We start from the raw sequence: 24,020 nt of genomic DNA, 5'->3' as shown, positions 1-24,020 counted from the left end.
GGTGGGGTCGGAACCTATTGCAGCGGGTAATCCGTTGTCAGAACGAGCTGATGGCGCAGGTGCCCTACAGTTGCGCAGCAGAGGCCGAAGAGGAGGATGAGGCCGTGTTCACCAAGGCGTTCGAGAAAGCGGTGGTCGAGCTACTCGATACCGGATCCCGCCTGCAAGCCCCCGCGGTCGCCAAGTACGTGGCGCGGCTGCGGCGCGCGCATCCGGACGAGAGCCCGGCGCAGATCATCGAGCGGCTGGAAAAGCAGTACCTGCTCGCGGTCACCGGCAGCGGTAGCGCGGTCGGCGCCACGGCCGCGGTGCCTGGCGTGGGCACGGTCGCGGCGCTGGCCGCGGTCAGCGCCGAAACCACCTTCTTCATGGAGGCCTCCGCGGTGTTCACGCTCGCGGTCGCCTCGGTACACGGTGTGCGGCCACAGGACAAGGAGCAGCGGCGAGCGCTGGTGCTCGCGGTCGTGCTCGGCGATACCGGCATGGAGATCGTGCAGAAGAGCATCGGCCATTCCGCCAAGAACTGGGGCACGGCGTTCGCGACCCGCATTCCCGGCGTGGCAGGTATGAACGAGTCGCTGCTCAAACGGTTCATCGTCCGATTCATCACCAAACGCGCCGGCCTGATGGCGGGCAAGGTGCTGCCAGCGGGCATCGGCGCGGTGATCGGCGGGGCCGGCAACCGCGCCCTCGGCAAGGCCACGATCAACAACGCGCGCAAGGCCTTCGGTCCCGCGCCTGCCCACTTCCCGGCCGATCAGCCGCAGATCATCGACGCCGATCCGCTGCCGGCGCTGGAAGCGTCTGCGGTGCCCTCCGCCTACCCGCCGCCCCCGGCCGTCTCGCGGTGAGCGCCGCACGACCGCAGGCCTTCGCCGTCCGCGGACTGACCAAGCGCTACGACCTGACCGAGGCCGTGCGCGACGCGAGTTTCACGGTCGCACCCGGCACCGTCGCGGCGCTGGTCGGCCCGGAGGACGCGGGCAAGACGACGGTGGCCGGTGTGCTGCTCGGGCTGCTCGAACCCACCGCCGGTGCGGTGCAGGCGGGCGGTTTCGATGTCGCTAACCGGCCCGACTACGCACCCGTGGTCGGCGGCGTGCTCGACCCGCGCGGGCTGCACCCCGGCCGCACCATCCGCGACCACCTGCGGATCTACGCCGCCGCAGCTGGACTGCCGGACCGGCGGGTGCGCGAGGTCTTGGAGCTGACCGGACTGACCGACTTCGCCGGCACCAAGCCCGACGGGCTCAGCCCGGGACGTCAGCTGCGCGCCGCGATAGCGACCGCCCTGCTGCCGAACCCGCAATTGCTGGTGCTCGACGACCCCACTCTCGAACTCGACAGCGTCGAACACGCCTGGCTCACCGATTTCCTGCGCGGACACGCGGGCCGCGGCGGGAGCGCGCTGATCACCGGGCGCAGCCTGGCCGCGGTGTTGCCGTTCACCGACACCATCATCGTGCTCAGCGAGGGCTCGGTGGTGTACCAGGGCAGCCCGTCGCGGCTGCGGCGCAATAATCCCGACCGGCTCGTTGTGGCGACATCCTCGGCGATCGCGCTGGCCACGGCGCTGGCAGTGGCCGGATACACCGATGCCGTCATCCGCCAGGACGGCAGGCTCGCCGTCGCCGAGGCGAGCCAGGAGCAGATCCTGGCGGTCGCCGGTACGGCAGGCGTCCGCATCGACAGCATCGTCGCCGACCCCATCCACCCGGACCGCGTGCTGGCCTCGCTCACCGCCGCGGCCCGTCACCTGCCGGTGGTCACCGGCACCGCCGCTCCGCCACACCCCGCTCGACCTCCGCAACCGTCTCCGATGCCGTACGGGATTCCACGATGATCGACGTCCTGCCCGCGGACCTGCTGCCGGCGATCAACTCCGAACTCCGCAAGACCGCGACGCTGCGCTGGCCGCGATTGCTCGCGGCGCTGGTGGTCGCCTGTGCCGTGGTGACCAGTTCGGTCACCGCGATCCTGTCCGGACCCGCCGACCCCGAGGGCGAGCCGGCCACCGGCGCCGCCACCATCGGCCTGTATCTGGCATTGATCGCGGTCGTGCTGGCGGCCGGCGGGTACGGCGCGGCCGCTGCCGGTGCCGAATTCCGGCACGACACGATGGCCATCACGGCCATGTTCACTCCGGACCGCGATCGGCTGGTCGGCGCAAAAATGCTGGTCACGGCGGCTGTTGCGCTGGGTGCGGCGGTGGCGGTCGAGCTCGTCGCGCTCGGCTGCCTTTTCGCCTTCGGCAACGGGAAGTTCGAGATCACCGCGCAGCTGTTCGCCGCGCTCGGCGGCGGGCTGGTCGCGGCGGTGTGCTGGGCGGTCATCGGCTCCGGCGTGGGGCTGTGGCTGCGCTCGCCCGGGACCGGCGTCGCGCTGGTGCTCGGCTGGCTGCTGGTGATCGAGCCGCTGATCTGGCTGGTGACCACCGGCCTCGGCATCGCCGGAGTGGCGACCCTGCTGCCCGGGTCGTCGACGGTGAGCGCCCTGATGCCCGGCTCCTTCGCCACCGCCGACCTGCTGGCGCCGACACCGGCGGCGATCGTGGTGCTGCTGCTGTGGACCATCGGCATCGGTGGCCTGGGCTGGTGGTCGGTGCGCGCCCGCGACCTGTGAGCTGATACCGGGTCGACTCACTCATGTCGATCGTCCGGCGGGAACAACCGTCTGTCGGTGGGTGTCGTTATGGTCGATGCCACCGGAACATCTGATCTCGGATGGGCCGGGTAACTCGTCGGGTACGTCCACAACAGGCCCAGAGACGCACAAACCGCCGGCCGCCGACGCTACCGGTTCGGTACCCGAGTCCGGCCAAGAAACTCGGGGAGGCGGAGGAGCGCGGGTGAGTACAGAAGTCGTCGGGGGGTCGGACAGCGTGGGGCGGGCGCCCGGTTGGATTCGGCGGCTGTGGCTGGAGAGCACGCGCCATCGGCGCACCGTGCTCGGGATCGCTGCCGCGGTGCTGGCGGGAGCGGCTGCCGAGATCGTCGCGCCGCTGCTGACCAAACGGGCCGTCGATGCGGCGGGCATCGGCGATACCGGAGTGATCGGGACCGTCGCCGGGCTGCTCGTGCTGCTCGCCCTCGGCCGGTTCCTCGCTTCCTTCGGGCGGCGGCTACTGGCCGGACGACTGTCGCTGGATGTCCAGCACGCGCTGCGGGTGAAGCTGCTCGGCTCACTGCAACGGCTCGATGGCGCCGGGCAGGACGCCATCCGCACCGGGCAGGTGGTGTCGCGTTCGATCACCGACCTGCAACTGGTGCAGGGGCTGCTGGCGATGGCCCCGCTGTCGGGAATGTCGCTGCTGCAATTCGTGCTCGCCGCGGCGGTGATGATGTGGCTGTCGCCGCTGCTGGCCACGGTCGCGCTGTTGGTGGTACCCGCCGTCGCGGTGGTGGTGTACCGCATCCGGCCCAAGCTGTACGCGGCCACCTGGTCGGCGCAGCAACGCGCGGCCGACCTCGCCCAGCACGTCGAGGAAACGGTCACCGGCGTCCGGGTGGTCAAGGGGTTCGGCCAGGAAGCGCGGATGGTCGACCTGCTCGAACGGCACGGCCGCACGCTGTTCGCCGAGCGCATGCGGGCCGCGACCATCAACTCCCGCTTCGCGCCGACGCTGGCCGCCATCCCCCAGGTGGGCCTGGTCGGTGTGGTCGCCCTCGGCGGGGTGCTGGCCATGGGCGGCAGCATCGGCCTCGGCACGTTTCTCGCCTTCACCGCCTACGTCGCCACCATGACCACCACCGCGCGCACCATGGCCTCGGTGGTGATCATGGCCCAGCTCACCCGGGCTGCCGCCGAACGGGTGTTCCAGGTGATCGACGCCGCGCCCACCGTCGCCGATCCGGAGCATCCACTGGACCTGCCCGATGGACCGCTCGGTGTCGACATCGACGCGCTGACCTTCGGTTTCGATCCGGACCGGCCGGTGCTGCGCGATCTCGACCTCACCGTGCGGCCGGGGGAAACGGTGGCGATCATCGGGCCAGCGGGGTCGGGCAAGACCACCCTGTCCCTGCTGCTTCCCCGGTTCTACGCACCCGACTCCGGCGCGATCCGGCTGTTCACCGCCGCGCCGGACGCGGCGGCGAAGCCCGAAGTCCTGATCGACGCTGCGATCCCGGGGCCGTCGGCGAAGGGCAGTCACGCAGCTCCCACGCCGCCCGCCACCGGCGATCCCGGGCGAGCGGAAACCGGCCGTGACGAGCCCGCTGGCGGCTCACCGTCCCGCGGCGATGGACGAGCGGCCGACCACATCGACATCGCCCAGCTCAGGGCGAGTGACCTGCGCGCCGCCATCGGTGTGGTCTTCGACGACCCGTTCCTGTTCTCCGACACGATCGCCGCGAATATCGCCCTCGGCAGTCCAGAGGCGACCGACGCCGAGATCCGGCAGGCGGCGAAAATGGCCGCGGCCGACGAATTCATCAGCGACCTGCCCGACGGCTACGACACCGTGGTGGGTGAACGCGGACTCACCCTGTCCGGTGGGCAGCGCCAGCGCATCGCCCTGGCGCGGGCGCTGCTGGCCCGGCCGCGCATCCTGGTCCTCGACGACGCCACCTCCGCCGTCGACGCCGTCACCGAGGCCGCCATCTTCGAGGCGCTGCCCGACCGCGGCGAGCGCACCACGATCATCCTGGCCCACCGCGAATCGACGCTCGCGCACGCCGACCGAGTGGTCCGCCTGCCCGCACCCGCCCATGCCCAGCCGGTCACGGCTCCCGTGCTCCCCGAGCCGGCCCGCCGGACACCGCGCGGGGCCGGCCGCGCCGCCGCCGCGGATCTGAGCGAGACGCCGGAACTGCGCCGCACCATCGAGCGGCTGCCCCCGGCCACCGAAGAGCCCCGGCTGGATGCCGCGCGACTACGGCAACCCGATCCCGGCTTCCGGCTGATCCGCTTGCTGTGGCCGGTGCGCGCGCTGGTGCTGACGGTCATGATCTTGCTGGCGGTGGAGGCGTTGATCGGGATCGGGTTCCCGCCGATCGTGCGCTACGCCATCGATGCCGGCGTCGGCGGAGACGATCTGAGCGCACTGGTGCGGGCGGCCGTCCTCGGCGCGGTGCTGGTGCTCGCGGGCTGGATCGTGGCCGCGGCCACCACCACGCTGACCGCCCGCACCGGCGAGCGGGTGCTCTACGGGTTACGCGTGCGCAGCTATGCCCATCTGCAACGACTCGGCCTCGACTACTACGAGCGCGAACTGTCCGGCCGGATCATGACGCGGATGACCACCGACGTGGACGCGTTGTCGACCTTCTTGCAGACCGGCGTCTCGACCGCACTGGTCAGCGCGCTGTCGCTGGTAGCGATCGCGGTGGCACTGCTGGTCATCGACACCCCGCTGGCACTGGTGGTGCTGCTCGGCGTGCTGCCGCCGCTGGTGATCGCGACCGTGATCTTCCGGCGGGTGTCCTCGGCGGCCTACACGATCTCGCGGGAACACGTCTCCACCGTCAACGCGGACTTCCAGGAGAACATCAGCGGCCTGCGCGCGGTGCAGGCCTACCGGCACGAACCGCTCGCGGCCCGCCGTTTCGCCGAATACTCCGAGCGCTACCGGCACAGCCGGATGCGGGCGCAGCGGGCCATCGCGCTGTACTTCGCGTTCATCTCGGCCTGGTCGGACCTGGCACTGGCCATGGTGGTGTTCGTCGGCGCCCGCGAGATCGCCGGCGGCACCACCAGCGCGGGCACCCTCGTCGCCTTCGTGCTCTACCTGGAACTGCTGTTCGGGCCGGTGCAGCACCTGTCCCAGGTCTTCGACGGATATCAGCAGGCCAAGGTGGGTCTGCGCCGGATCGGGGCGCTGCTGCGCACGGAATCCTCGATCGCGCCCGACGCCCCCGACGCCGTCGCCATCACCGACCGGCTCGACGGCGCCGTCCGCCTGGATCAGGTGCGCTTCGGCTATCCGGGCACCGAGAACCTCGCCCTCGACGACGTCTGCCTCGACATCCCGGCCGGCACCACGCTGGCGTTGGTCGGCGCGACCGGCGCGGGTAAATCGACCATCGTCAAGCTGCTGGCCCGCCTCTACGACCTACCGGCCGACGGCGCTGGGTCGGTCCGCGTCGACGACGTCGACCTGCGCGACTACCGGCTCGCCGACTACCGGGCCCGCCTCGGCATCGTCCCGCAAGAACCTCACCTGTTCACCGGCGACGTCGCCAGCAACATTGCATTCGGGAAACCATCGGCGACCGGACAAGAGATCGCGGCGGCCGCCGCGGCGGTGGGCGCGACCGCGATGATCGAGGCTCTCCCGCTCGGCATGGCCCAACCGGTGGGTGAGCGCGGCCGCGGCCTGTCGGCCGGACAGCGCCAGCTGATCGCGCTGGCCAGGGCCGAACTGGTCGACCCCGATCTGCTGCTGCTGGACGAGGCGACGGCCACCCTCGATCCAGATACCGAGCGATCGGTGCTGGTCGCGACGAAATCGCTGGCAAGGAACCGGACCACGGTGGTGGTGGCGCACCGGCTGGCGACGGCCGCGCGCGCCGACCGGATCGCGGTCGTCGACCACGGCCGGATCGTGGAAATCGGCGCACACGACGAACTGCTGGCCGCCCGCGGCGCCTATGCCCGACTCTGGGCAGCGGCCGGAGAACGGGAGGGAATATTCTCAGCGGAAGACAGGTCGTCACCATGGAGGAGCGGCCTGTCCGCCGGTCGGTAGCACCGCCGATTCGGGGCTGGGCCTATCCTCGACAGAGGGCGCATCGGCGCGTATCCGCCGATCCCCGTGCCGGGCACGTCACAAACGTCGCAGCGCGAAGAACGAAATGAGGCGAACACCTGCTGTGAGCAGCTCAACTTCCCAGTTCGGACAGAACCAGTGGCTAGTCGACGAGATGTATCAGAAGTTCAAGAACGATCCGTCATCGGTCGACGAAAGTTGGCACGAGTTCCTCGCCGATTACACCCCCGACGCGTCCGGTGAGTCTCAGGCCGGTCAGCCGACGCCAGCGCAGGCCCCCGCCCCGGCACCCGCGCAGGCAGCGACGACCGCGCCGGTGAACTCGGCTCCGGCGCCCGCGCCCACGGCCGCCGCGCCAAAGGCTGCCGCCGCACCGAAGGCCCCCGCCCCGGCTCCGAAGCCTGCGGCGGCCACGGCTCCGGCCGCCGCGGCCCCCGCGCCCGCTCCGCAGCAGGCGCGCGCCCCCAAGACCACCCCGGCGCCGACGTCCAACGCCGCGCCGACCGGCGGGCCCAAGGCTGCCGCCCCGGCAGCCGACCAGACGAAGGTGCTGCGTGGTGCGGCAGCCGCGGTCGCCAAGAACATGTCCGCCTCGCTCAGCATCCCCACCGCGACCAGCGTCCGGGCCATCCCGGCCAAGCTGATGATCGACAACCGGCTGGTCATCAACAACCACCTGGCCCGCACCCGCGGTGGCAAGATCTCCTTCACCCACCTGCTCGGCTACGCCATCGTGCAGGCGGTCAAGGCCTTCCCGAACATGAATCGGCACTTCGCCGAGATCGACGGGAAGCCCAACTCGGTCACTCCGGCGCACACCAACCTCGGCCTCGCCATCGACCTGCCCGGCAAGGACGGCAACCGTTCGCTGGTCGTTGCCGCGATCAAGGGCTGCGAGGAGATGACCTTCGGGCAGTTCCACACCGCCTACGAAGACATCGTGCGCCGCGCCCGCGAGGGCAAGCTGACCGCCGAGGACTTCAGCGGCGTCACCATCTCGCTCACCAACCCCGGCACCATCGGCACCGTGCACTCGGTGCCGCGGCTGATGTCGGGCCAGGGCGCGATCATCGGTGCGGGTGCCATGGAGTACCCGGCCGAATTCCAGGGCATGAGCGATGAGCGCATCGCCGAGATCGGTGTCGGCAAGCTGATGACGCTGACCTCGACCTACGACCACCGCATCATCCAGGGCGCGGAGTCCGGCGACTTCCTGCGCACCATCCACCAGCTGCTGATCTCCGACGAGTTCTACGACGAGATCTTCCACGGCCTCGGAGTGCCGTACGAGCCGGTGCGCTGGCGCAAGGACGTCAAGGAACGCGGGGTCGACAAGAGCACCCGCGTGCTCGAGATGATCGCCGCCTACCGCAACCGCGGCCACCTGATGGCCGACACCGACCCGCTGCGCCTGGTCAAGGACAAGTTCCGCAGCCACCCCGACCTCGACGTCACCCAGCACGGGCTGACCCTGTGGGACCTCGACCGCGAGTTCAACGTCGGCGGCTTCCACGGCCAGGAGCGGATGAAGCTGCGCGATGTGCTGTCGGTGCTGCGCGACTCCTACTGCCGCCACGTCGGTGTCGAGTACACCCACATCCTGGAAACCGACCAGCTCGAGTGGATCCAGGAACGGGTCGAGCAGAAGCACGTCAAGCCGACCGTCGCCCAGCAGAAGTACATCCTGAACCGGCTGAACGCGGCCGAGGCGTTCGAGACGTTCCTGCAGACCAAGTACGTCGGCCAGAAGCGCTTCTCGCTGGAGGGCGCGGAATCGGTCATCCCGATGATGGACGCGGTGATCGACCAGTGCGCCGAGCACAGCCTCGACGAGGTCGTCATCGGTATGCCGCACCGCGGCCGGCTCAACGTGCTGGCCAATATCGTCGGCAAGCCGTACTCGAAGATCTTCACCGAGTTCGAGGGCAACATGAACCCGGCGGCCACCCACGGCTCCGGCGACGTGAAGTACCACCTCGGTGCGCGCGGCACCTACCTGCAGATGTTCGGCGACAACGAGATCGAGGTCTCGCTCACCGCCAACCCCTCGCACCTCGAGGCGGTCGACCCGGTGCTCGAGGGCCTGGTCCGTGCCAAGCAGGACCTGCTGGACAAGGGCGACGGCCCCGAAGGCTTCTCGGTCATGCCGCTGATGCTGCACGGTGACGCCGCGTTCGCCGGCCAGGGCGTGGTCGCCGAGACGCTGAACCTGTCGGGTCTGCGTGGTTACCGCGTCGGCGGCACCATCCACATCGTGGTGAACAACCAGATCGGCTTCACCACCGCGCCGGAGAACAGCCGCTCCACCGAGTACTCCACCGACATCGCGAAGTTCATCGGCGCGCCGATCTTCCACGTCAACGGCGACGACCCGGAGGCCTGCGACTGGGTCGCGCGCCTGGCGGTCGACTTCCGGCAGAAGTTCCGCAAGGACGTGGTCATCGACCTGATCTGCTACCGCCGTCGCGGCCACAACGAGGGCGACGACCCGTCGATGACCCAGCCGTACATGTACGACGTCATCGACACCAAGCGCTCGGTGCGCAAGAGCTACACCGAGAGCCTGATCGGCCGTGGCGACATCTCCATGAAAGAGGCCGAGGACGCGCTGCGCGATTACCAGGGCCAGCTGGAGCGCGTGTTCAACGAGGTCCGCGAGCTGGAGAAATACTCGCCGGAACCCAGCGAATCGGTCGAGGACGATCAGAAGGTGCCCGCGACGGTGCAGACCGCCGTGGACAAGTCGGTGCTGCAGCGCATCGGCGACGCGTTCCTCAATGTGCCCGAAGGCTTCAACGTGCACCCGCGCGTCAAGCCGGTGCTGGAGAAGCGGCGCGAGATGGCCTACGAGGGCAAGGTCGACTGGGCCTTCGCCGAGCTGCTGGCCTTCGGCACGCTGATCGACGAGGGTCGCGCGGTGCGGTTGACCGGTCAGGACTCCCGCCGTGGCACGTTCACCCAGCGTCACGCGGTGATCATCGACCGCAAGACCGCCGACGAGTACACCCCGCTGCACAACATCGGCTCCACCAACCCGGGCTGGTTCGCCGTGCACGACTCGGCGCTGAGCGAATTCGCGGCCGTCGGCTTCGAATACGGCTACTCGCTGGGCAACCCGGACGCGCTGGTGCTGTGGGAGGCGCAGTTCGGTGACTTCGTCAACGGCGCGCAGTCCATCATCGACGAGTTCATCTCCTCCGGTGAGGCGAAGTGGGGCCAGCTGTCGGAGGTCGTGCTGCTGCTGCCGCACGGTCACGAGGGTCAGGGCCCGGACCACACCTCCGGCCGCATCGAGCGCTTCCTGCAGTTGTGCGCGGAGGGTTCGATGACGGTGGCGGTGCCGTCCACTCCGGCGAACTACTTCCACCTGCTGCGCCGCCACGCCCTCGACGGCATCCGCCGTCCGCTGATCGTCTTCACCCCGAAGTCGATGCTGCGCAACAAGGCCGTGGTCAGCGATCTGAAGGACTTCACCGAGAGCAAGTTCCACTCGGTGTTCGACGAGCCGACCTACGAGCAGGGCATCGGCGATCGCGGCAAGGTCAAGCGGGTGCTGCTGACCAGCGGCAAGCTCTACTACGAGCTGGCCGCCGCCAAGGCCAAGCAGAAGCGCGAAGATGTCGCCATCGTGCGCATCGAGCAGCTCTACCCGATGCCGAAGTTCCGCCTGAACGAGGCGCTGGCCGGTTACCCGAACGCCACCGACATCGCGTGGGTGCAGGAGGAGCCGGCCAACCAGGGTGCCTGGCCGTTCTTCGGCCTGAACCTGCCCGAGCTGCTGCCGGAGCGTTTCGGCAAGCTGCGCCGGATCTCGCGGCGCGCCATGTCGGCGCCGTCCTCGGGTTCGAGCAAGGTGCACGCCGTCGAGCAGGCCGAGATCATCGCCGAGGCCTTCGAGCCGATCGCCTGATCACCCGTTCGACCGACGCCGGGCCCGAATCCACTCTCCCGCAGAGTGTTTCGGGCCCGGCGTCCGGCGTTTGTGGGCGAGTTCGTTGTGCACTTTTACCGACCGGGCTCCGCATTCGCCGGTCCGAACCGCGACCGTACGGTTGGATGAGCTGGTGCTGCTGGATCTTCAATTGGATGCGCGTCCGGACCGCTCGGTCGAACGCGCCCGTGCCCTCGTCGACGCCGGTGCCGCCGGCTTGTTCACCTTCGAGGGTCCGCACGATGTCATGCTTCCGCTGGCCGCGGTGGCCGGGCAGGTCGAGACGGATCTGATGACCAATGTCGCGATCGCCATGCCGCGCAGCCCGATGCATCTGGCGCATGCGGCGTGGGATCTGCAACTGATGTCGGGCGGGCGTTTCCGGCTCGGGCTCGGCTCGCAGATCCGGCCGCATATCGAAAAGCGCTACGGCGCGACCTGGTCGGCTCCGGCGGCGCGGATGCGGGAGATCGTGCTCGCCGTCCGCGCGATCCTGACCTCCTGGCAGGACGGCACGCCACTGGATTTCCGTGGCACATACACTCGGCACACTCTCATGCCGAAAACCTTTGTGCCCGGCCCCAACCCGTACGGACGGCCGCCGGTTCTGCTCGGCGCTCTCGGCCCGCTGATGACCCGCACCGCCGCCGAGGTCGCCGACGGCCTGCTGGTCATGCCGTTCCACACCCACCGTCACTTCCGCGAACGCACCCTCCCGGCGGTGGCCGAAGGCATGGAACGCGCGGGCCGCACCGAATTCCCGATCTACCCGCAGGCCATCGTCGCCATGGGCAGGACGGACGAGGAACTGGCCGCGGCCTCCATCGGAGTCCGCGGCCTGCTGGCCTTCTACGGCTCGACCCCCGCCTACCGGCCCGTCCTCGACATCGAAGGCTGGGGTGAGCGCCAACCCGAGCTCAACGCCCTCTCCAAGTCCGGCGACATCATGCGCATGTTCGACCGCATCTCCGACGACATGCTCGACACCATCGCCGTGCGCGGCACCCCCGAAACCTGCGCCACCGAGATCATCCGCCGCTTCGGCGATGTCGCCGACCGCGTGTGCTGCTACTTCCCGGGCTACGACCCACCCGTCGACCAGATCAGGGCTCTCGCCGAGGCACTGGATCGGGCGGATACGGGGACCGGGAAGCGCGCCGCTCGGCGGTGAGCCGGCCTCGCGTCAGGCCGTCGGCAGATAGCAGGTGGGCGGCGAGGTCTCGTGTGAGCCGGTGACGCCACCTTGGAGCGCACACAGCAGCGCCTTCAGCAGCGGGCCCGCCGAACCCGAGCTCGACCCGGTCGACTCCGACACCGGGCCGGGCCGGTGCGGCGTCTCGGCCGCCGCCTGGCCGGCTGCTCCCATCAGCACGCCCACCGAAACCGCCGCCAGTACAGCCGAGTTCGTAATGCTTCGCATTCGTCAACAGATCCTTTCACCGGAAGCCTCCACTGCCGGCGCCACCCGCCGGACGCCAGTGCTCCCTGCGGAGTACGAGGTCCGACCCAAGCTAATCGCGACCGGGCTGCCGCGAATGCCACAGCTTCTGGTGCCATGGCTTCTGTCGGCCCGGCTTCCCGGGTAGAGACATCTCAGGCGCGCAGTGCCGCCGCCAGCGCCGGATTGACGGCCATCGACAGCGCCAGCAGCGACTCCACCAGGAGGTCGATCAGTTCGTCGCGGGGGATGGTCTCGTTGCGCAACCACGACAGGGTCGATTCCTCGGTGAAGGCGATCCAGCCACGGACGGCCAGCACCAGGCGGGGGTGGTCGCGTTCCTCGGGCGGCATGGGGACCTGGGTGAGGATGATGTCGACGATCGCGTTGCGGGTTTGGTCGACCAGGGCGACGAGGTCTGGGCTGGAGCTGGCAGGGCCGCGCAGCAGCGCCAGGTAGGAGGTGCGGTTCTCGCTGACGTAGTCGATATAGCGGCTGACCGAATCGCGCAGCATGTCGAACAGGCCGAGGCCCGCATCCGGCGCGACCCGCATCAGCAGTTCGGCGTTGGCGTGGCGCACGACCTCGAGCTGGAAGTCCTGCTTGGTGGGGAAATAGTGGAACAGCAGGCCACGCGAAATGCCTGCTGTGGCGGCGATTTCGCTGATCGAGATGTCCTCGATGGCGCGCTCGCCCAGCATCTTGACGCCGAGCTCGATCAATTGTGCGCGCCGCTGGTCCGGGCTCAGCCGGACACGCTTGGCGGTTTCTCCCGGACTCGTGCTCACGCGACCATCCTACTGAACGAGGGTCAATACTATTGACTACGATTCAACAGAGCTGTTGACTGCTACTCAATAGGGCTCTAGTCTGAGTATATGAGTCGCAAGGTTACAGACAAAGCTGTCGCTAACCAGCCCACCCGCCACCTGCGGACGATCATCATCGGCAGCGGTTTCGCCGGCCTCGGCCTGGCCATCCGGCTGAGCCAGCAGGGTCGCCAGGATTTCCTGGTCCTGGAACGCGGCGCCGACGTGGGTGGCACCTGGCGTGACAACACCTATCCGGGCGCTGCGTGCGACGTGCCGTCGCACCTGTACTCGTACTCCTTCGCGCTCAACCCGAACTGGTCGCGCTCGTTCTCCCGGCAGGGCGAGATCCAGGCCTACATCCAGGGCGTGGCCAAGAAGTACGACGTGCTCGACAAGCACATCTTCAACTGCGATGTCACCGGTGCACGCTGGAACAACGACACCGCACGCTGGGAGATCACCTCCTCGCAGGGCAACTTCACCGCCGACACCGTGGTCTCCGCGGTGGGCGCGCTGTGCGAACCGAATCTGCCCGACATCAAGGGCATCAACAGCTTCGAGGGTGAGATCTTCCACTCCGCCCGCTGGAACCACGACGCCGACCTCACCGGCAAGCGCGTCGCCGTGATCGGCACCGGCGCCTCCGCGATCCAGATCGTGCCGGCCATCGCACCGAAGGTCGGCCACCTCGACGTCTACCAGCGCACCGCGCCGTGGCTGCTGCCCCGGCTGGACCGGCCCTACCTGAAGGCCGAACAGCTGGCGTTCAAGTACATCCCCGGCGTACAGCGGCTGTCCCGCGCCGCGATCTACGCCGCGCGTGAGACGCAGGTCGTCGGCCTGGCCAAGTTCCCGGCACTGATGCAGGGCTTCGAGCTGCTGGCCAAGGCCAAGCTGCGCTACGAGATCCGCGATCCCGAGTTGCGCGCCAAGGTCACCCCGAACTTCCGGATCGGCTGCAAGCGCATGCTGATCTCCAACGACTACTACCCGGCGCTGGATCGCGACAACGTCGATGTGGTCACCGACGGCATCGCCGAGGTGCGGCCGAACTCGATCGTCACCAAGGACGGCACCGAACGCGAGATCGATGCGCTGATCGTGGCCACCGGCTTCCACGTGACCGATTCGCCGACCTACGAGACCATCACCGGCAAGGACGGCCGCACCCTCACCGAGGTCTTCGACGAGATCGGCCAGCAGGGCTACAAGGGTTCCTCGATCGCGAACTTCCCGAATATGTTCTTCCTGCTCGGGCCCAATGTCGGCCTCGGCCACACCTCGATGGTGTACATGATCGAATCGCAGATCAACTACATCGCCGACGCGCTGGCCACCATCGACAAGCAGGATCTGCGTACCGTGGAGGTACGCCGCGATGTGCAGGACCGGTACAACGCCGAGTTGCAGAAGAAGCTGGCCAAGAGCGTCTGGCTCAATGGCGGCTGCTCCAGCTGGTACTTGGACAAGCACGGCAACAACACCACGTTGTGGCCCGACTTCACCTTCGAATTCCGTAGGCTGACCAAGCATTTCGATGTCGAGGCCTACGAGACGACCACCGACGACAACTCCACTCGCCCCGAACTGAAAGTGGTGGCAGCCCAGTGAGCAAGGACGCTTACTTCCGTAACAAGGTATGTGTGATCACCGGTGCCGGTTCCGGTATCGGCCGGGCGCTGGCCATTGATCTGGCCCGGCGCGGCGCCAAGCTGGCGCTGTCGGATATCGACACCGACGGCCTTGCCGAGACCGTGCGCCAGTGCGAACAGCTGGGCGCGCAGGTGAAGTCCGACCGGCTCAATGTGGCCGAGCGTGAAGCGGTGCTGCTCTACGCCGACGCGGTCAAGGAGCACTTCGGCGTCGTGCACCAGATCTACAACAACGCCGGTATCGCCCACCATGGTGATGTGGTCAAGACCGAGTTCAAGGACTTCGACCGGGTCATGGACGTCGACTTCTGGGGCGTCGTCAACGGCACCAAGGCGTTCCTGCCGTACCTGATCGAGTCCGGTGAGGGTCACGTGGTGAACGTGTCCAGCCTCTTCGGCCTCATTTCGGTGCCCGGCCAGAGCGCGTACAACTCGGCCAAGTTCGCCGTGCGCGGTTTCACCGAGGCGCTGCGCCAGGAGATGATCGTGGCCAAGACGCCGGTCGAGGTGACCTGCGTGCACCCCGGCGGCATCAAGACCGCGGTGGCCCGCAATGCCACCTACGCCGAGGGCATCGACGGCAAGAACGCCAGCACGATGTTCGACAAGTACCTGGCCATCCACTCCCCGGAGATGGCGGCCAAGACCATCACCGAGGGTGTGCGCCGCAAGCACGGCCGGGTACTGATCGGCTGGGAGGCCAAGTTCCTCGACCTGTACGTGCGGGTTCTGGCCTCCGGCTACCAGCGCATCTCGGCCACGGTCGAGCGCCGGTTCCTGCCCTGAGCCCGGTACGACCGATGCGTGATATCGCCATTCCCCTGCCACTGGCGCGCACGATCCTGAGCCCGGTGTACCGGGCCACGCTCAACGATCGGCTGCCGTGGAAGATGCAGCGCCTCCTGCTGGACGCCGGCTCGCGCTTGCAGCCGGCGCCGCCGGGGACCCGGATCGAACGGATTCGGCTGGCCGGCCGGCCCGCGGACCGATTCACCGCGGCCACCCCCGGCGACGGCGCCGTGCTCTACCTGCACGGCGGCGGCTACGCGGTCGGCTCGCTGGCCACCCACCGGTCGTTGACGGCCCGGCTGGCACACGAAACCGATTGCGCGGTCTACTCGCTGGACTACCGGCTCGCGCCGGAGCATCCGTTCCCCGCCGGACTCGACGACGCCGAGGCCGCGTTCCTGGAACTCGTCGATGCGCACGGCTACTCCCCCGACCAGATCGCCATTTCCGGCGATTCGGCCGGCGGCGGCCTTGCCATGGCCACCGCGCAGCGGCTGATCGCCCGGCACGGCTACACCCCGGCCGCGCTCGGCCTGATCGCACCGTGGACCGATCCGAACGAAATCCCGGACCGGCACCGCGATCTGGTGATCAGCAAGCCGTGGTCGCGCGCATGCGCCGCGGCCTACCTGGGCGGCGGCGACAACAACGATCCGGGTTACGCACCGCTGCTCGGTGAGCTGCGCGGGCTGCCGCCGACCTACGTCCAGGTCGACGTCAGCGAGCTGCTGCATACCCAGTGCGTGCGGTTGGCGGCGGCGCTGCGGGAAGCCGGGGTCGCCGTCACCTTCACCGAGAGCCGCGGCCTCTGGCATGTGGCGCAGTTGCAGGCCGCGTTGGTCGGTCCCGCCTCGGCGGTGCTGCGCGAGATGGCGGAGTTCTTGGCCGAAGCCATACGCCCGGCGCATATCCGCGATCTAGGATGATCCCGCTCAGGTCCGTATCCGCTCGTCAATGAGCGGGTACGGACCTATTTGCGGTGGTCGACGTCACGGCCGCGGTGCAGGTGCCGTAAATTACTGATGAGTTAACCCACGTGGAAGGGCCATGATGCGAGAGTTCGAAGCCCCGGCTTCCTACACCATCCCGGAAGACGCCAATAATTCCGACAACGTGTTCCGCCATGCCGAACAGTCGCCGAACGCCGTGCTGTTCCAGGTGCCGAACGGCAGCGGCGGCCTGCGGGATGTGACCGCGACGGAATTCGCGAAGACGGTGACCGGGGTGGCCAAGGGCATCATCGCCTCCGGCATCGGGCTCGGTGACCGCGTCGCCATCATGTCGGCCACCCGCTACGAGTGGGCCGTGCTCGACTTCGCCATCTGGGCGGCCGGTGGCTGCACCGTGGCGATCTACGACAGCTCGGCCGCCGAGCAGGCCAAGTGGATCCTGCAGGATTCGGCCACCAAGCTGCTGGTCGTCGAGAACGACAAGCACCGCGCCACCATCGACGAGATCGAGTCCGGTTCGCTGCCGGAGCTGAAGGAGATCTCCCAGATCGACAAGGGCGCCATCGACGAGCTGATCAGCCGCGGCGCCGAGCTGGACGATCAGGTTGTGCACGAGCGTCGCGCGCAGGTCGGCGCGTCCTCGCCGGCCACCCTGATCTACACCTCGGGCACCACCGGCCGCCCCAAGGGCGTCATGCTCACCCACGCGAACCTGTGGGCGGAATCGAAGTCCGACCGCATCGCGCTCGGCAAGTTCATCGTCGCGGGCAAGAAGACCCTGCTCTTCCTGCCGCTGGCGCACGTCTTCGCCCGCGCCGTGGCGCTGGCCGCCTTCGACGCCAAGGTGATCGTCGCGCACACCTCGGACTGGACCACCCTGGTCGACCAGTTCGCCGCCTTCAAGCCGCACTTCATCCTCTCGGTGCCGCGCGTGTTCGAGAAGGTGTTCAACAGCGCCAAGCAGAAGGCGCACGACGGCGGGAAGGGCAAGATCTTCGATCTGGCCGCCGAGACCGCCATCGCCTACAGCGAGGGCCTCGACAAGGGTGGCCCCGACCTGGTCACCAAGGTCAAGCACTTCGTCTTCGACAAGCTGGTCTACAGCAAGCTGCGCGCCGCCCTCGGCGGTCAGTGTGAGGCCGCGGTCTCCGGCGGCGGCCCGCTGGGCGCGCGCCTTGGCCACTTCTTCCGCGGCGTCGGCGTCACCATCTACGAGGGCTACGGCCTGACCGAGACCACCGCCGCCATCACGGTGAACACCCCCGAGCACATCCGGGTCGGCTCGGTCGGCCGCCCGATCGAGGGTCATGCGGCCAAGATCGCCGAGGACGGCGAGCTGCTGCTCAAGGGTTCGGTCGTGTTCGACGGCTACTGGGGCAATGCCGAAGCCACCGAGGATGCCTTCGAGGACGGCTGGTTCAAGACCGGCGATCTCGGCGCCATCGACGCCGACGGCTTCGTCACCATCACCGGCCGCAAAAAGGAAATCATCGTCACCGCGGGCGGCAAGAACGTCTCCCCCGCGCTGCTCGAGGATTCGCTGCGGGCGCATCCGCTGATCAGCCAGGTGATGGTGGTCGGTGACGGCCAGCCGTTCGTCGGCGCGCTGATCACCCTCGATCCCGAGGCGCTGCCGGGCTGGAAGGAGCGCAACGGCGTGTCCGCCGACACTCCGATGGAGACGCTGGTGCAGAACCCGGCGTTGGTCGCCGAGATCGACGCGGCGGTCGCCGAGACCAACAAGAAGGTCTCCAAGGCCGAGCAGATCAAGAAGACCCGCATCCTGACCGTCGACTGGACCCAGGAGACCGGCGAGCTCACCCCGAAGATGTCGCTCAAGCGCGCTGTGGTGATGAAGCAGTACGCCTCCGAGGTCGAGAAGATCTACAGCTGATCTCTTCCTGACAGATAAAGGCGCCGGCAGCTTCCGCTGCCGGCGCCTTTATCGTTCGCGCTGGTGAACCGATTCAGGGAGTGAGGGATTCGGCCTTGGCCCGCTCGGTGGGCGGCTTCGGCGGGGCGCTCACCCCCGGGCGCAGGAACAGCACCGAGGCCAGCACACCGATCAGCAGGATCGCGGCGGGCAGATACGTCGAATCCGCCAAGGCCGAGCTGAACGCCTCCTTGACCGGTTCCGGGATCGGGCCGGCGGTGCCTTCGCCCGCGGGTGCCTCACCCAGCCCGTTGGCCGACATGCGCGCGGCGATCAGGGCGCTGATCGCGGCGCTGCCGAGCACCGCGCCCACCTGCCGGGTGGTGTTGTAGATGCCCGCGCCCGCACCGGCCTTCTGAACCGGCAGGTTGTGCGTCGCGGTGGTGGCCAGCGGCGCCCAGATGAACGCGTTCGCGAACCCGGCGAGCCCGGCGGCGACCAGGAACCAGATGATGTCCGAATCCGGCGTCATCAACTGCGCGAACCAGGCCACCGAGATCGCGAACAACGTGAAGCCGATGGTCGGCACGACCCGCGGATGCAGCCGCCCCGCGAACTTGCCGACGAACGGCGCCATCACGCCGGTGATGATCGCCATCGGCGCGAACACCAGCGCGGATTCGGTGGGCGACATCTCCCGCACGGCTTGCAGATAGAAGTAGGACGGCACCATCACCGCGGTCGTGGCCGCGCCCATGGCCGCGATCGCCAGGTTGGACAGCCCGAAGTTGCGGTCGCGGAACAGGCTCAACGGCACCAGCGGTTCACCGGTATTGCGCGACTGGTTGACGATGAACAGTGCGAGCACCACCACACCCGCGCCGATCAGCAGCCAGATCCGCAGCGACCAGTCGTAGGTGTTGCCTTCCTGGATGCCGAACACCAGCAGCGCCATGCCGATACCGCTGAGCAGCACCCCCGGGATGTCGAACTTGTGCGCGTGCGTCTCCAGCGCCGGCACCAGCTTCCAGGCCAGCACGAACGCGACGATGCCGACCGGGACGTTGACGAAGAAGATCCACTCCCAGCCCAGATTGTCGACGAGCACACCGCCGAGAATCGGGCCGACCAGGGTGGCCAGGCCGGCGACGCCGCCCCACAGGCCCATGGCCGCGCCGCGCTTGTCCGGCGGGAAGGTGCGGGTGATGACGGCCATGGTCTGCGGCGTCATCAGCGCCGCGCCCAGACCCTGCACCGCGCGGGCGGCGATCAGCATCTCGATGGTCCCCGACAGCCCGCACCACAGCGAGGCGAGGGTGAACACCGACAGGCCGATCAGATAGATGTTCTTGGGGCCGAACCGATCGCCGAGGCGGCCGGTGATCAACAGCGGCACCGCGTAGGTGAGCAGGTAGGCGCTGGTCACCCAGATCACCTGGGAGATGTCGGCGTGCAGATTGTCGAGGATGGCCGGGTTGGCGACCGCGACGATCGTGACATCCAGCAGGATCATGAAGAACCCGACGACCAGCGCCGAGAGCGCTAACCACGGATTACGTTGAGAGGACATCGGTTTCGTTCCTAACTCGGATGTGGATGACGAGCGACGTCGTTGTCGGTTCGCTGGGAAGGCTCACGAGGCCGCGGGCTCGGCCTCGTCGGCCGCGGGCTCGGGGTGCCAGGGCGGGGCGTCACAGGGCTCGGCACGTCGCCCGGTGGCGGGATCGAATTCCTCCCAGAGCAGTGCGCCGCTGTCGAGTTCGGCCACCAGCTGCTCGACCCATTCGATCTCGGCGCGCACAGTGGCGCGCAGATACGGCAGCACGATCCAGTACCGCCGCGGCACCTGCTTGCGTTCGGCCTTGGCGATCATCGTCTCCAGCTCGGCCGATTCCCCGGCCAGATGGTCGAGGCGTTCCCGCAGCAGCGCCAGCACCTCGGGTTTGGGCAGGTTGTGCGCCTCACCGAGGGCGACCGGAAACAGCGGATACTCCGGCAGCGGTGTGCGCAGCAGCTCCGCGATCCGGGTGCGCAGGGTCTCGCGCCCGGCGGCGGTGATCCGGTAGGTGGTGCGTTCGGGCCGGTTGCCCGCACGGTCGATCCCCTCGGCCCGCACCATGTCCAGCTCGGCCAGCCGGGTGACCACGTGGTACAGCGAGCCGGGCCGCACCTTGACGAGCTTGTCCTCGCGCCGCATCGCCAGCAGTTGGTACATCTCGTACGGATGCATCGGCCGCTCTTCGAGCAGGGCCAGCACAGCGATGGCCAGCGGGGTCACCGTCGCGCCGGTGCGCTGCCCCATAACGTCCTCTTTTCCGGATCTGTATCCACCACTCACGTTGCCGACGAGCGTCACGACAACCTATCGACGACCTACGACATACTCCGCACCAAATATTCCAGCTGGAATATACGGCGCGGAAGTCACGGCCGGCAAGAGGGGTGAACCGTTAGCGAGGCCACACGACGATGTGCGCTGCTGGGTCCTGCTTCCCGGCAGGGTTGCCCGCCACCCCGCCGGAACACACTGCTCAACGGGGGTGTCACCCGTCCTCGGCGATATCGTGCGGTGTATCTGGCGGCGGATAGCGTCACGGAACCTTTGGGACAGCACGGTCGACGCGCCGCCGCCATCGCGTGGCAATCGGGGGTGCGCGCGCAGCTCGGGGCAGAGCGCGTGTGGTGTTCCGTCAGAGACCGTGGTCGTCGAGCCAGGTACGGGCCAGCTCGGCGGGGTTCGCCTGCTCGTCGCGTATCGCCGCCACCATGCCGGTCAATCGATCGGTGGTGAGCTCACCGGCGACGTAGTTCAGCTTCTCCCACTCGCGATCGTCCAATGCGCCCTTGCGCACCAGCGCGACCGGGTTCTCCGAGCGCAGCGCGTTGGCGTCGTCGGACAGCACCCGCAGGCCCTCGGCCGCGGGTGGTGCGAGTTCCACGGGACCGGCCAGCAGGCCGACCTGGATGCGCCCTTCCGCCAGCGCTTTTCGTAGCTCGGCGGGATCGGCGAAGGTCTGCGTCGACGCGAAGTCGCAGCCGTCGATCCGTAGCGCCGGCGGTGGCGCGGTCAGCAGGCCTGGCACCGGCGCGACGCCGGCGGACGACGACGGGCAATCCGGTAGCAGATCCGCGACGGACTCGGCCGGTGCGGCCGAGTTCACGAGCACACGTGCCCGCAGATCGGCCCCGTCGGCGGCGTCGGTGACGACCAGTCCCTGCGGCAGCGAACGGTTCAGCTCGCGGGTCACCTCCTTGGTGCTCCACGCCGTCACGTTGCCGGCCAGCTCGCCCAGCAGCGCCCCGTTGTGCTCGCCGACCAGCGTCACCGTGCCGGCGTCGAGGGCCGCCATCCGGCCCGCGCGGGTGCCGAGCCCCGATTCGACCACGACGGACGCGCCGGTGCGGGCCAGCGCCTGGGCGTAGATCTCGGCCAGCAGCACCGACTCCGCGCTGTCGCCCGAGCCGACCACCAGTGGTTCGGGCGCGGAATCATCGCCGCAGGACACCGCCACTGTGGCCAGCGCGAGGACCACGATCCGGGCCAGCACCCGCAGCGGCGCGGCAAGCACCATCGGCGCGACACCAACTTTCCGAAGCCGAGGACTAACCCGCGCCGACCGGGTCGGGCGGGCACTATGGTCAGTGGAGAATGTACCGGTGGCCACCGGGCACCGGGATCGCGCACTGCCGGCCTGCGGAAGGACCCACGTGACACCGACTCCCGCCCCCGACGGCGCCCGGGTGGGGCGCACCGCCGTGCGGCTGACGTTCACCGCCGCCCGTTTCCTGTTCGCGGCCGCAGCACTGGCCGTCGCGATGATCGTGTCGTCGTGCGGCACTTCCGATCCGCTGGCCGGCCAGGGTAGCTGCGAGGGCGACACGCTCATCGTGGGCTCGGCGAACTTCCCCGAGTCCGAGACCCTGGCGAATGTGTATGCGGAAGCGTTGCGGGTCAACGGATTCAGCGTGGATACGAAACTGAATATCGGCAGCCGCGAGGCCTATATCCCGGCGCTGCGCCAGTGCGCCATCTCGCTCATCCCGGAGTACACCGGAAACCTGCTGCAATACCTGGAACCCGACAGCACAGCCACCCAGCCCGCCGATATCGACCGCGAACTGACCGCCGCCATCGGCACCGATCTGGCCCTCGGCGCACCGGCGCCCGGCGAGAACTCCGACGCCGTGGTGGTCACCAGGGCGACCGCCGACCGCTGGAATCTGCGCACCATCGCCGATCTGGCTCCGCATTCGGCCGAGGCGACATTCGGTGCGCCCGCCGAATTCCAGGAGCGTCCGGTCGGGCTGCCCGGCCTGAAAGAGAACTATGGGCTCGACATCAGCCCCGGCAACTTCGTCCCGATCGCCGACGGCGGCGGCCCGGCCACCGTGCGCGCCCTGGTGGACGGCCAGGTCACCGCGGCCAATATCTTCACCACCTCGCCCGCCATCGCGGCCAACGACCTGGTGGTGCTGGAAGATCCGAAGTCGAATTTCCCGGCGCAGAATGTGATTCCGCTGCTGAATGCGGCAAAGCGCACCGACGCGCTGATCGCCGTGTTGAACGCGGTATCGGCCAAGCTCACCACCGATCAGTTGATCGCGCTCAACGAATCGGTCTCCGGCGATACCAAGACCGAGCCCGCCGCCGCGGCGAAGGAGTGGGTCGCGGCGCAGGGCCTGAACCGGCCGATCGGATAGCCCGGTGTCCGATATCGAGTTCCGCGCCGTCAGCAAGACCTATCCGAACGGCACGCACGCCGTCAGCGATCTCGACCTGCGCATTCCGTCGGGCACGTTCACCGTGTTCGTCGGGCCGTCCGGATGTGGCAAGACCACCTCCATGCGGATGATCAATCGGATGATCACCCCCAGCGCGGGCAGCATCACCATCGACGGGCGCGATATCGCGACGGTCGATCCGGTGAAATTGCGGCTCGGGATCGGGTACGTCATCCAGAGCGGCGGGCTGCTGCCGCACCGCACCGTCATCGACAATGTCGCCACCGTCCCGATGCTGCGCGGCGACTCCCGCAGGGCCGCTCGCGCCGCGGCGCTGGAGGTGCTCGATCGCGTCGGGCTCGATCGCGGGCTGGCGTCCCGGTATCCGGCGCAGCTGTCGGGTGGGCAGCAGCAGCGTGTCGGTGTCGCGCGGGCCTTGGCCGCGGACCCGCCGATTCTGCTGATGGATGAGCCGTTCAGTGCCGTGGACCCGGTGGTGCGCGCCGACCTGCAGGTCGAAATGCAACGGCTGCAAGCGCAACTGCACAAGACCATCGTGTTCGTCACCCACGACATCGACGAGGCCATCACCCTCGGCGATCGGGTCGCGGTGTTCGGTCGCGGCGGTGTGCTCCAGCAGTACGATCCGCCGCAACGGGTGCTGGCGCAGCCTGCCACCGATTTCGTCGCGGACTTCGTCGGCCGGGATCGCGGCTATCGCGGGCTGTCCTTCCGCCCCGCGGATACCGTAGCGCTGCACGAGATCCGGACAGTGACCGAAGCCGAGATCACCGGACTGCGGCTGGCGGCGGGCGAATGGGTGCTGCTCACCGATGCCGACGGACGTCCCGGCGGCTGGATCGACATCACCGGCGTGGAATCCGTACGCGCCGGGAAGCCACCGGCCGACAGCGTGTCGGCGGGCGGTTCGCTGTTCACGCCGTCCGGCGATCTGCGGCAGGCCCTGGATGCGGCGATCTCCTCACCCTCGGGAATCGGCGTGGCCGTGGACGATTCGGGGGCCGTGCGCGGCGGCATCCTCGCCACCGAAGTGCTGGCCCGACTTGCCGAGCAGCGCGCCGCCGAAGACGCCGCCCGCAATCGCGCGTTCCTCGACGAGGAGCCGGTGCCGTGAGGCGAGCCC

The 24,020-nt window shown here is 68.6% G+C and carries 17 protein-coding genes; 12 read left to right on the top strand and 5 right to left on the bottom strand.

What is annotated here, in order from left to right:
- Positions 1 to 104: 104 nt before the first annotated feature.
- The 6 genes from GV790_RS00520 to GV790_RS00495 all read left to right on the top strand — a co-directional run bounded on the left by GV790_RS00520 (position 105) and on the right by GV790_RS00495 (position 11,811).
- On the top strand, positions 105 to 851 hold the full coding sequence (locus GV790_RS00520; RefSeq protein ID WP_163809301.1) for a hypothetical protein: 747 nt from the start codon (positions 105 to 107) through the stop codon (positions 849 to 851).
- Positions 848 to 1,843: an ATP-binding cassette domain-containing protein gene (locus tag GV790_RS00515; RefSeq protein ID WP_163809299.1), complete on the top strand. Its 996-nt coding sequence runs from the start codon at positions 848 to 850 to the stop codon at positions 1,841 to 1,843. Before GV790_RS00520 ends, GV790_RS00515 begins: the two co-directional genes overlap by 4 nt.
- The gene (locus tag GV790_RS00510) at positions 1,840 to 2,622 is read left to right on the top strand and encodes an ABC transporter permease (protein WP_163809297.1); all 783 of its coding nucleotides are present in this window, start codon (positions 1,840 to 1,842) and stop codon (positions 2,620 to 2,622) included. The genes GV790_RS00515 and GV790_RS00510 overlap by 4 nt, the downstream gene beginning before the upstream one ends.
- Positions 2,623 to 2,848: 226 nt before the next feature.
- Complete coding sequence (locus GV790_RS00505; RefSeq protein WP_309138968.1) at positions 2,849 to 6,688, top strand: ABC transporter ATP-binding protein; 3,840 nt, start codon at positions 2,849 to 2,851, stop codon at positions 6,686 to 6,688.
- A gap of 106 nt (positions 6,689 to 6,794) precedes the next feature.
- Entirely contained in the window at positions 6,795 to 10,619 is a 3,825-nt protein-coding gene (locus GV790_RS00500) for a multifunctional oxoglutarate decarboxylase/oxoglutarate dehydrogenase thiamine pyrophosphate-binding subunit/dihydrolipoyllysine-residue succinyltransferase subunit (RefSeq protein ID WP_175585757.1), read from the top strand.
- A gap of 154 nt (positions 10,620 to 10,773) precedes the next feature.
- Positions 10,774 to 11,811, top strand: a complete 1,038-nt coding sequence (locus GV790_RS00495) for a TIGR03617 family F420-dependent LLM class oxidoreductase (protein WP_163809293.1) — start codon at positions 10,774 to 10,776, stop codon at positions 11,809 to 11,811.
- A 12-nt stretch (positions 11,812 to 11,823) separates the two neighbouring features.
- Here GV790_RS00495 and GV790_RS00490 read toward each other — a convergent pair whose 3' ends face one another.
- Both GV790_RS00490 and GV790_RS00485 read right to left on the bottom strand, forming a co-directional pair.
- The gene (locus GV790_RS00490) at positions 11,824 to 12,060 is read right to left on the bottom strand and encodes a hypothetical protein (protein ID WP_163809291.1); all 237 of its coding nucleotides are present in this window, start codon (positions 12,058 to 12,060) and stop codon (positions 11,824 to 11,826) included.
- A 173-nt stretch (positions 12,061 to 12,233) separates the two neighbouring features.
- Positions 12,234 to 12,866 carry a TetR/AcrR family transcriptional regulator gene (locus GV790_RS00485; RefSeq protein ID WP_163809289.1) on the bottom strand — a complete coding sequence of 211 codons (633 nt, stop codon included), beginning with the start codon at positions 12,864 to 12,866 and terminating at the stop codon, positions 12,234 to 12,236.
- A 90-nt stretch (positions 12,867 to 12,956) separates the two neighbouring features.
- Between GV790_RS00485 and GV790_RS00480 the strand changes: the two genes are divergently transcribed.
- The 4 genes from GV790_RS00480 to GV790_RS00465 all read left to right on the top strand — a co-directional run bounded on the left by GV790_RS00480 (position 12,957) and on the right by GV790_RS00465 (position 18,175).
- The gene (locus GV790_RS00480; protein ID WP_163809287.1) at positions 12,957 to 14,501 is read left to right on the top strand and encodes a flavin-containing monooxygenase; all 1,545 of its coding nucleotides are present in this window, start codon (positions 12,957 to 12,959) and stop codon (positions 14,499 to 14,501) included.
- The gene (locus GV790_RS00475; RefSeq protein ID WP_163809284.1) at positions 14,498 to 15,328 is read left to right on the top strand and encodes an SDR family NAD(P)-dependent oxidoreductase; all 831 of its coding nucleotides are present in this window, start codon (positions 14,498 to 14,500) and stop codon (positions 15,326 to 15,328) included. The genes GV790_RS00480 and GV790_RS00475 overlap by 4 nt, the downstream gene beginning before the upstream one ends.
- 14 nt (positions 15,329 to 15,342) lie before the next feature.
- Positions 15,343 to 16,257, top strand: coding sequence for an alpha/beta hydrolase (locus GV790_RS00470; RefSeq protein ID WP_163809282.1), 915 nt, complete (start codon positions 15,343 to 15,345; stop codon positions 16,255 to 16,257).
- Between the two features lie 124 nt (positions 16,258 to 16,381).
- The gene (locus GV790_RS00465) at positions 16,382 to 18,175 is read left to right on the top strand and encodes an AMP-dependent synthetase/ligase (RefSeq protein WP_163809904.1); all 1,794 of its coding nucleotides are present in this window, start codon (positions 16,382 to 16,384) and stop codon (positions 18,173 to 18,175) included.
- Between the two features lie 73 nt (positions 18,176 to 18,248).
- Here the strand turns inward: GV790_RS00465 and GV790_RS00460 are convergent, their stop codons facing one another.
- From GV790_RS00460 to GV790_RS00450, 3 genes are all read right to left on the bottom strand, one after another.
- Positions 18,249 to 19,724, bottom strand: a complete 1,476-nt coding sequence (locus GV790_RS00460) for a DHA2 family efflux MFS transporter permease subunit (protein WP_163809280.1) — start codon at positions 19,722 to 19,724, stop codon at positions 18,249 to 18,251.
- 63 nt (positions 19,725 to 19,787) lie between these two features.
- Positions 19,788 to 20,456, bottom strand: coding sequence for a helix-turn-helix transcriptional regulator (locus GV790_RS00455; protein WP_163809278.1), 669 nt, complete (start codon positions 20,454 to 20,456; stop codon positions 19,788 to 19,790).
- 388 nt (positions 20,457 to 20,844) lie between these two features.
- On the bottom strand, positions 20,845 to 21,726 hold the full coding sequence (locus tag GV790_RS00450) for a glycine betaine ABC transporter substrate-binding protein (RefSeq protein ID WP_163809276.1): 882 nt from the start codon (positions 21,724 to 21,726) through the stop codon (positions 20,845 to 20,847).
- A 244-nt stretch (positions 21,727 to 21,970) separates the two neighbouring features.
- Here GV790_RS00450 and GV790_RS00445 point away from each other — a divergent pair, with 244 nt between their 5' ends.
- Complete coding sequence (locus tag GV790_RS00445; protein WP_175585772.1) at positions 21,971 to 22,855, top strand: ABC transporter substrate-binding protein; 885 nt, start codon at positions 21,971 to 21,973, stop codon at positions 22,853 to 22,855.
- Positions 22,856 to 22,859: 4 nt separating this feature from the next.
- Complete coding sequence (locus GV790_RS00440; protein WP_163809274.1) at positions 22,860 to 24,011, top strand: ABC transporter ATP-binding protein; 1,152 nt, start codon at positions 22,860 to 22,862, stop codon at positions 24,009 to 24,011.
- The last annotated feature ends 9 nt before the right edge of the window (positions 24,012 to 24,020 follow it).

The organism is Nocardia cyriacigeorgica (assembly GCF_010858045.1).
Taxonomy (GTDB): Bacteria; Actinomycetota; Actinomycetes; order Mycobacteriales; family Mycobacteriaceae; genus Nocardia; species Nocardia cyriacigeorgica_E.
The sequence above is the reverse complement of the archived record's forward strand: the minus strand, read 5'-3'. Positions and strand labels throughout refer to the sequence as shown.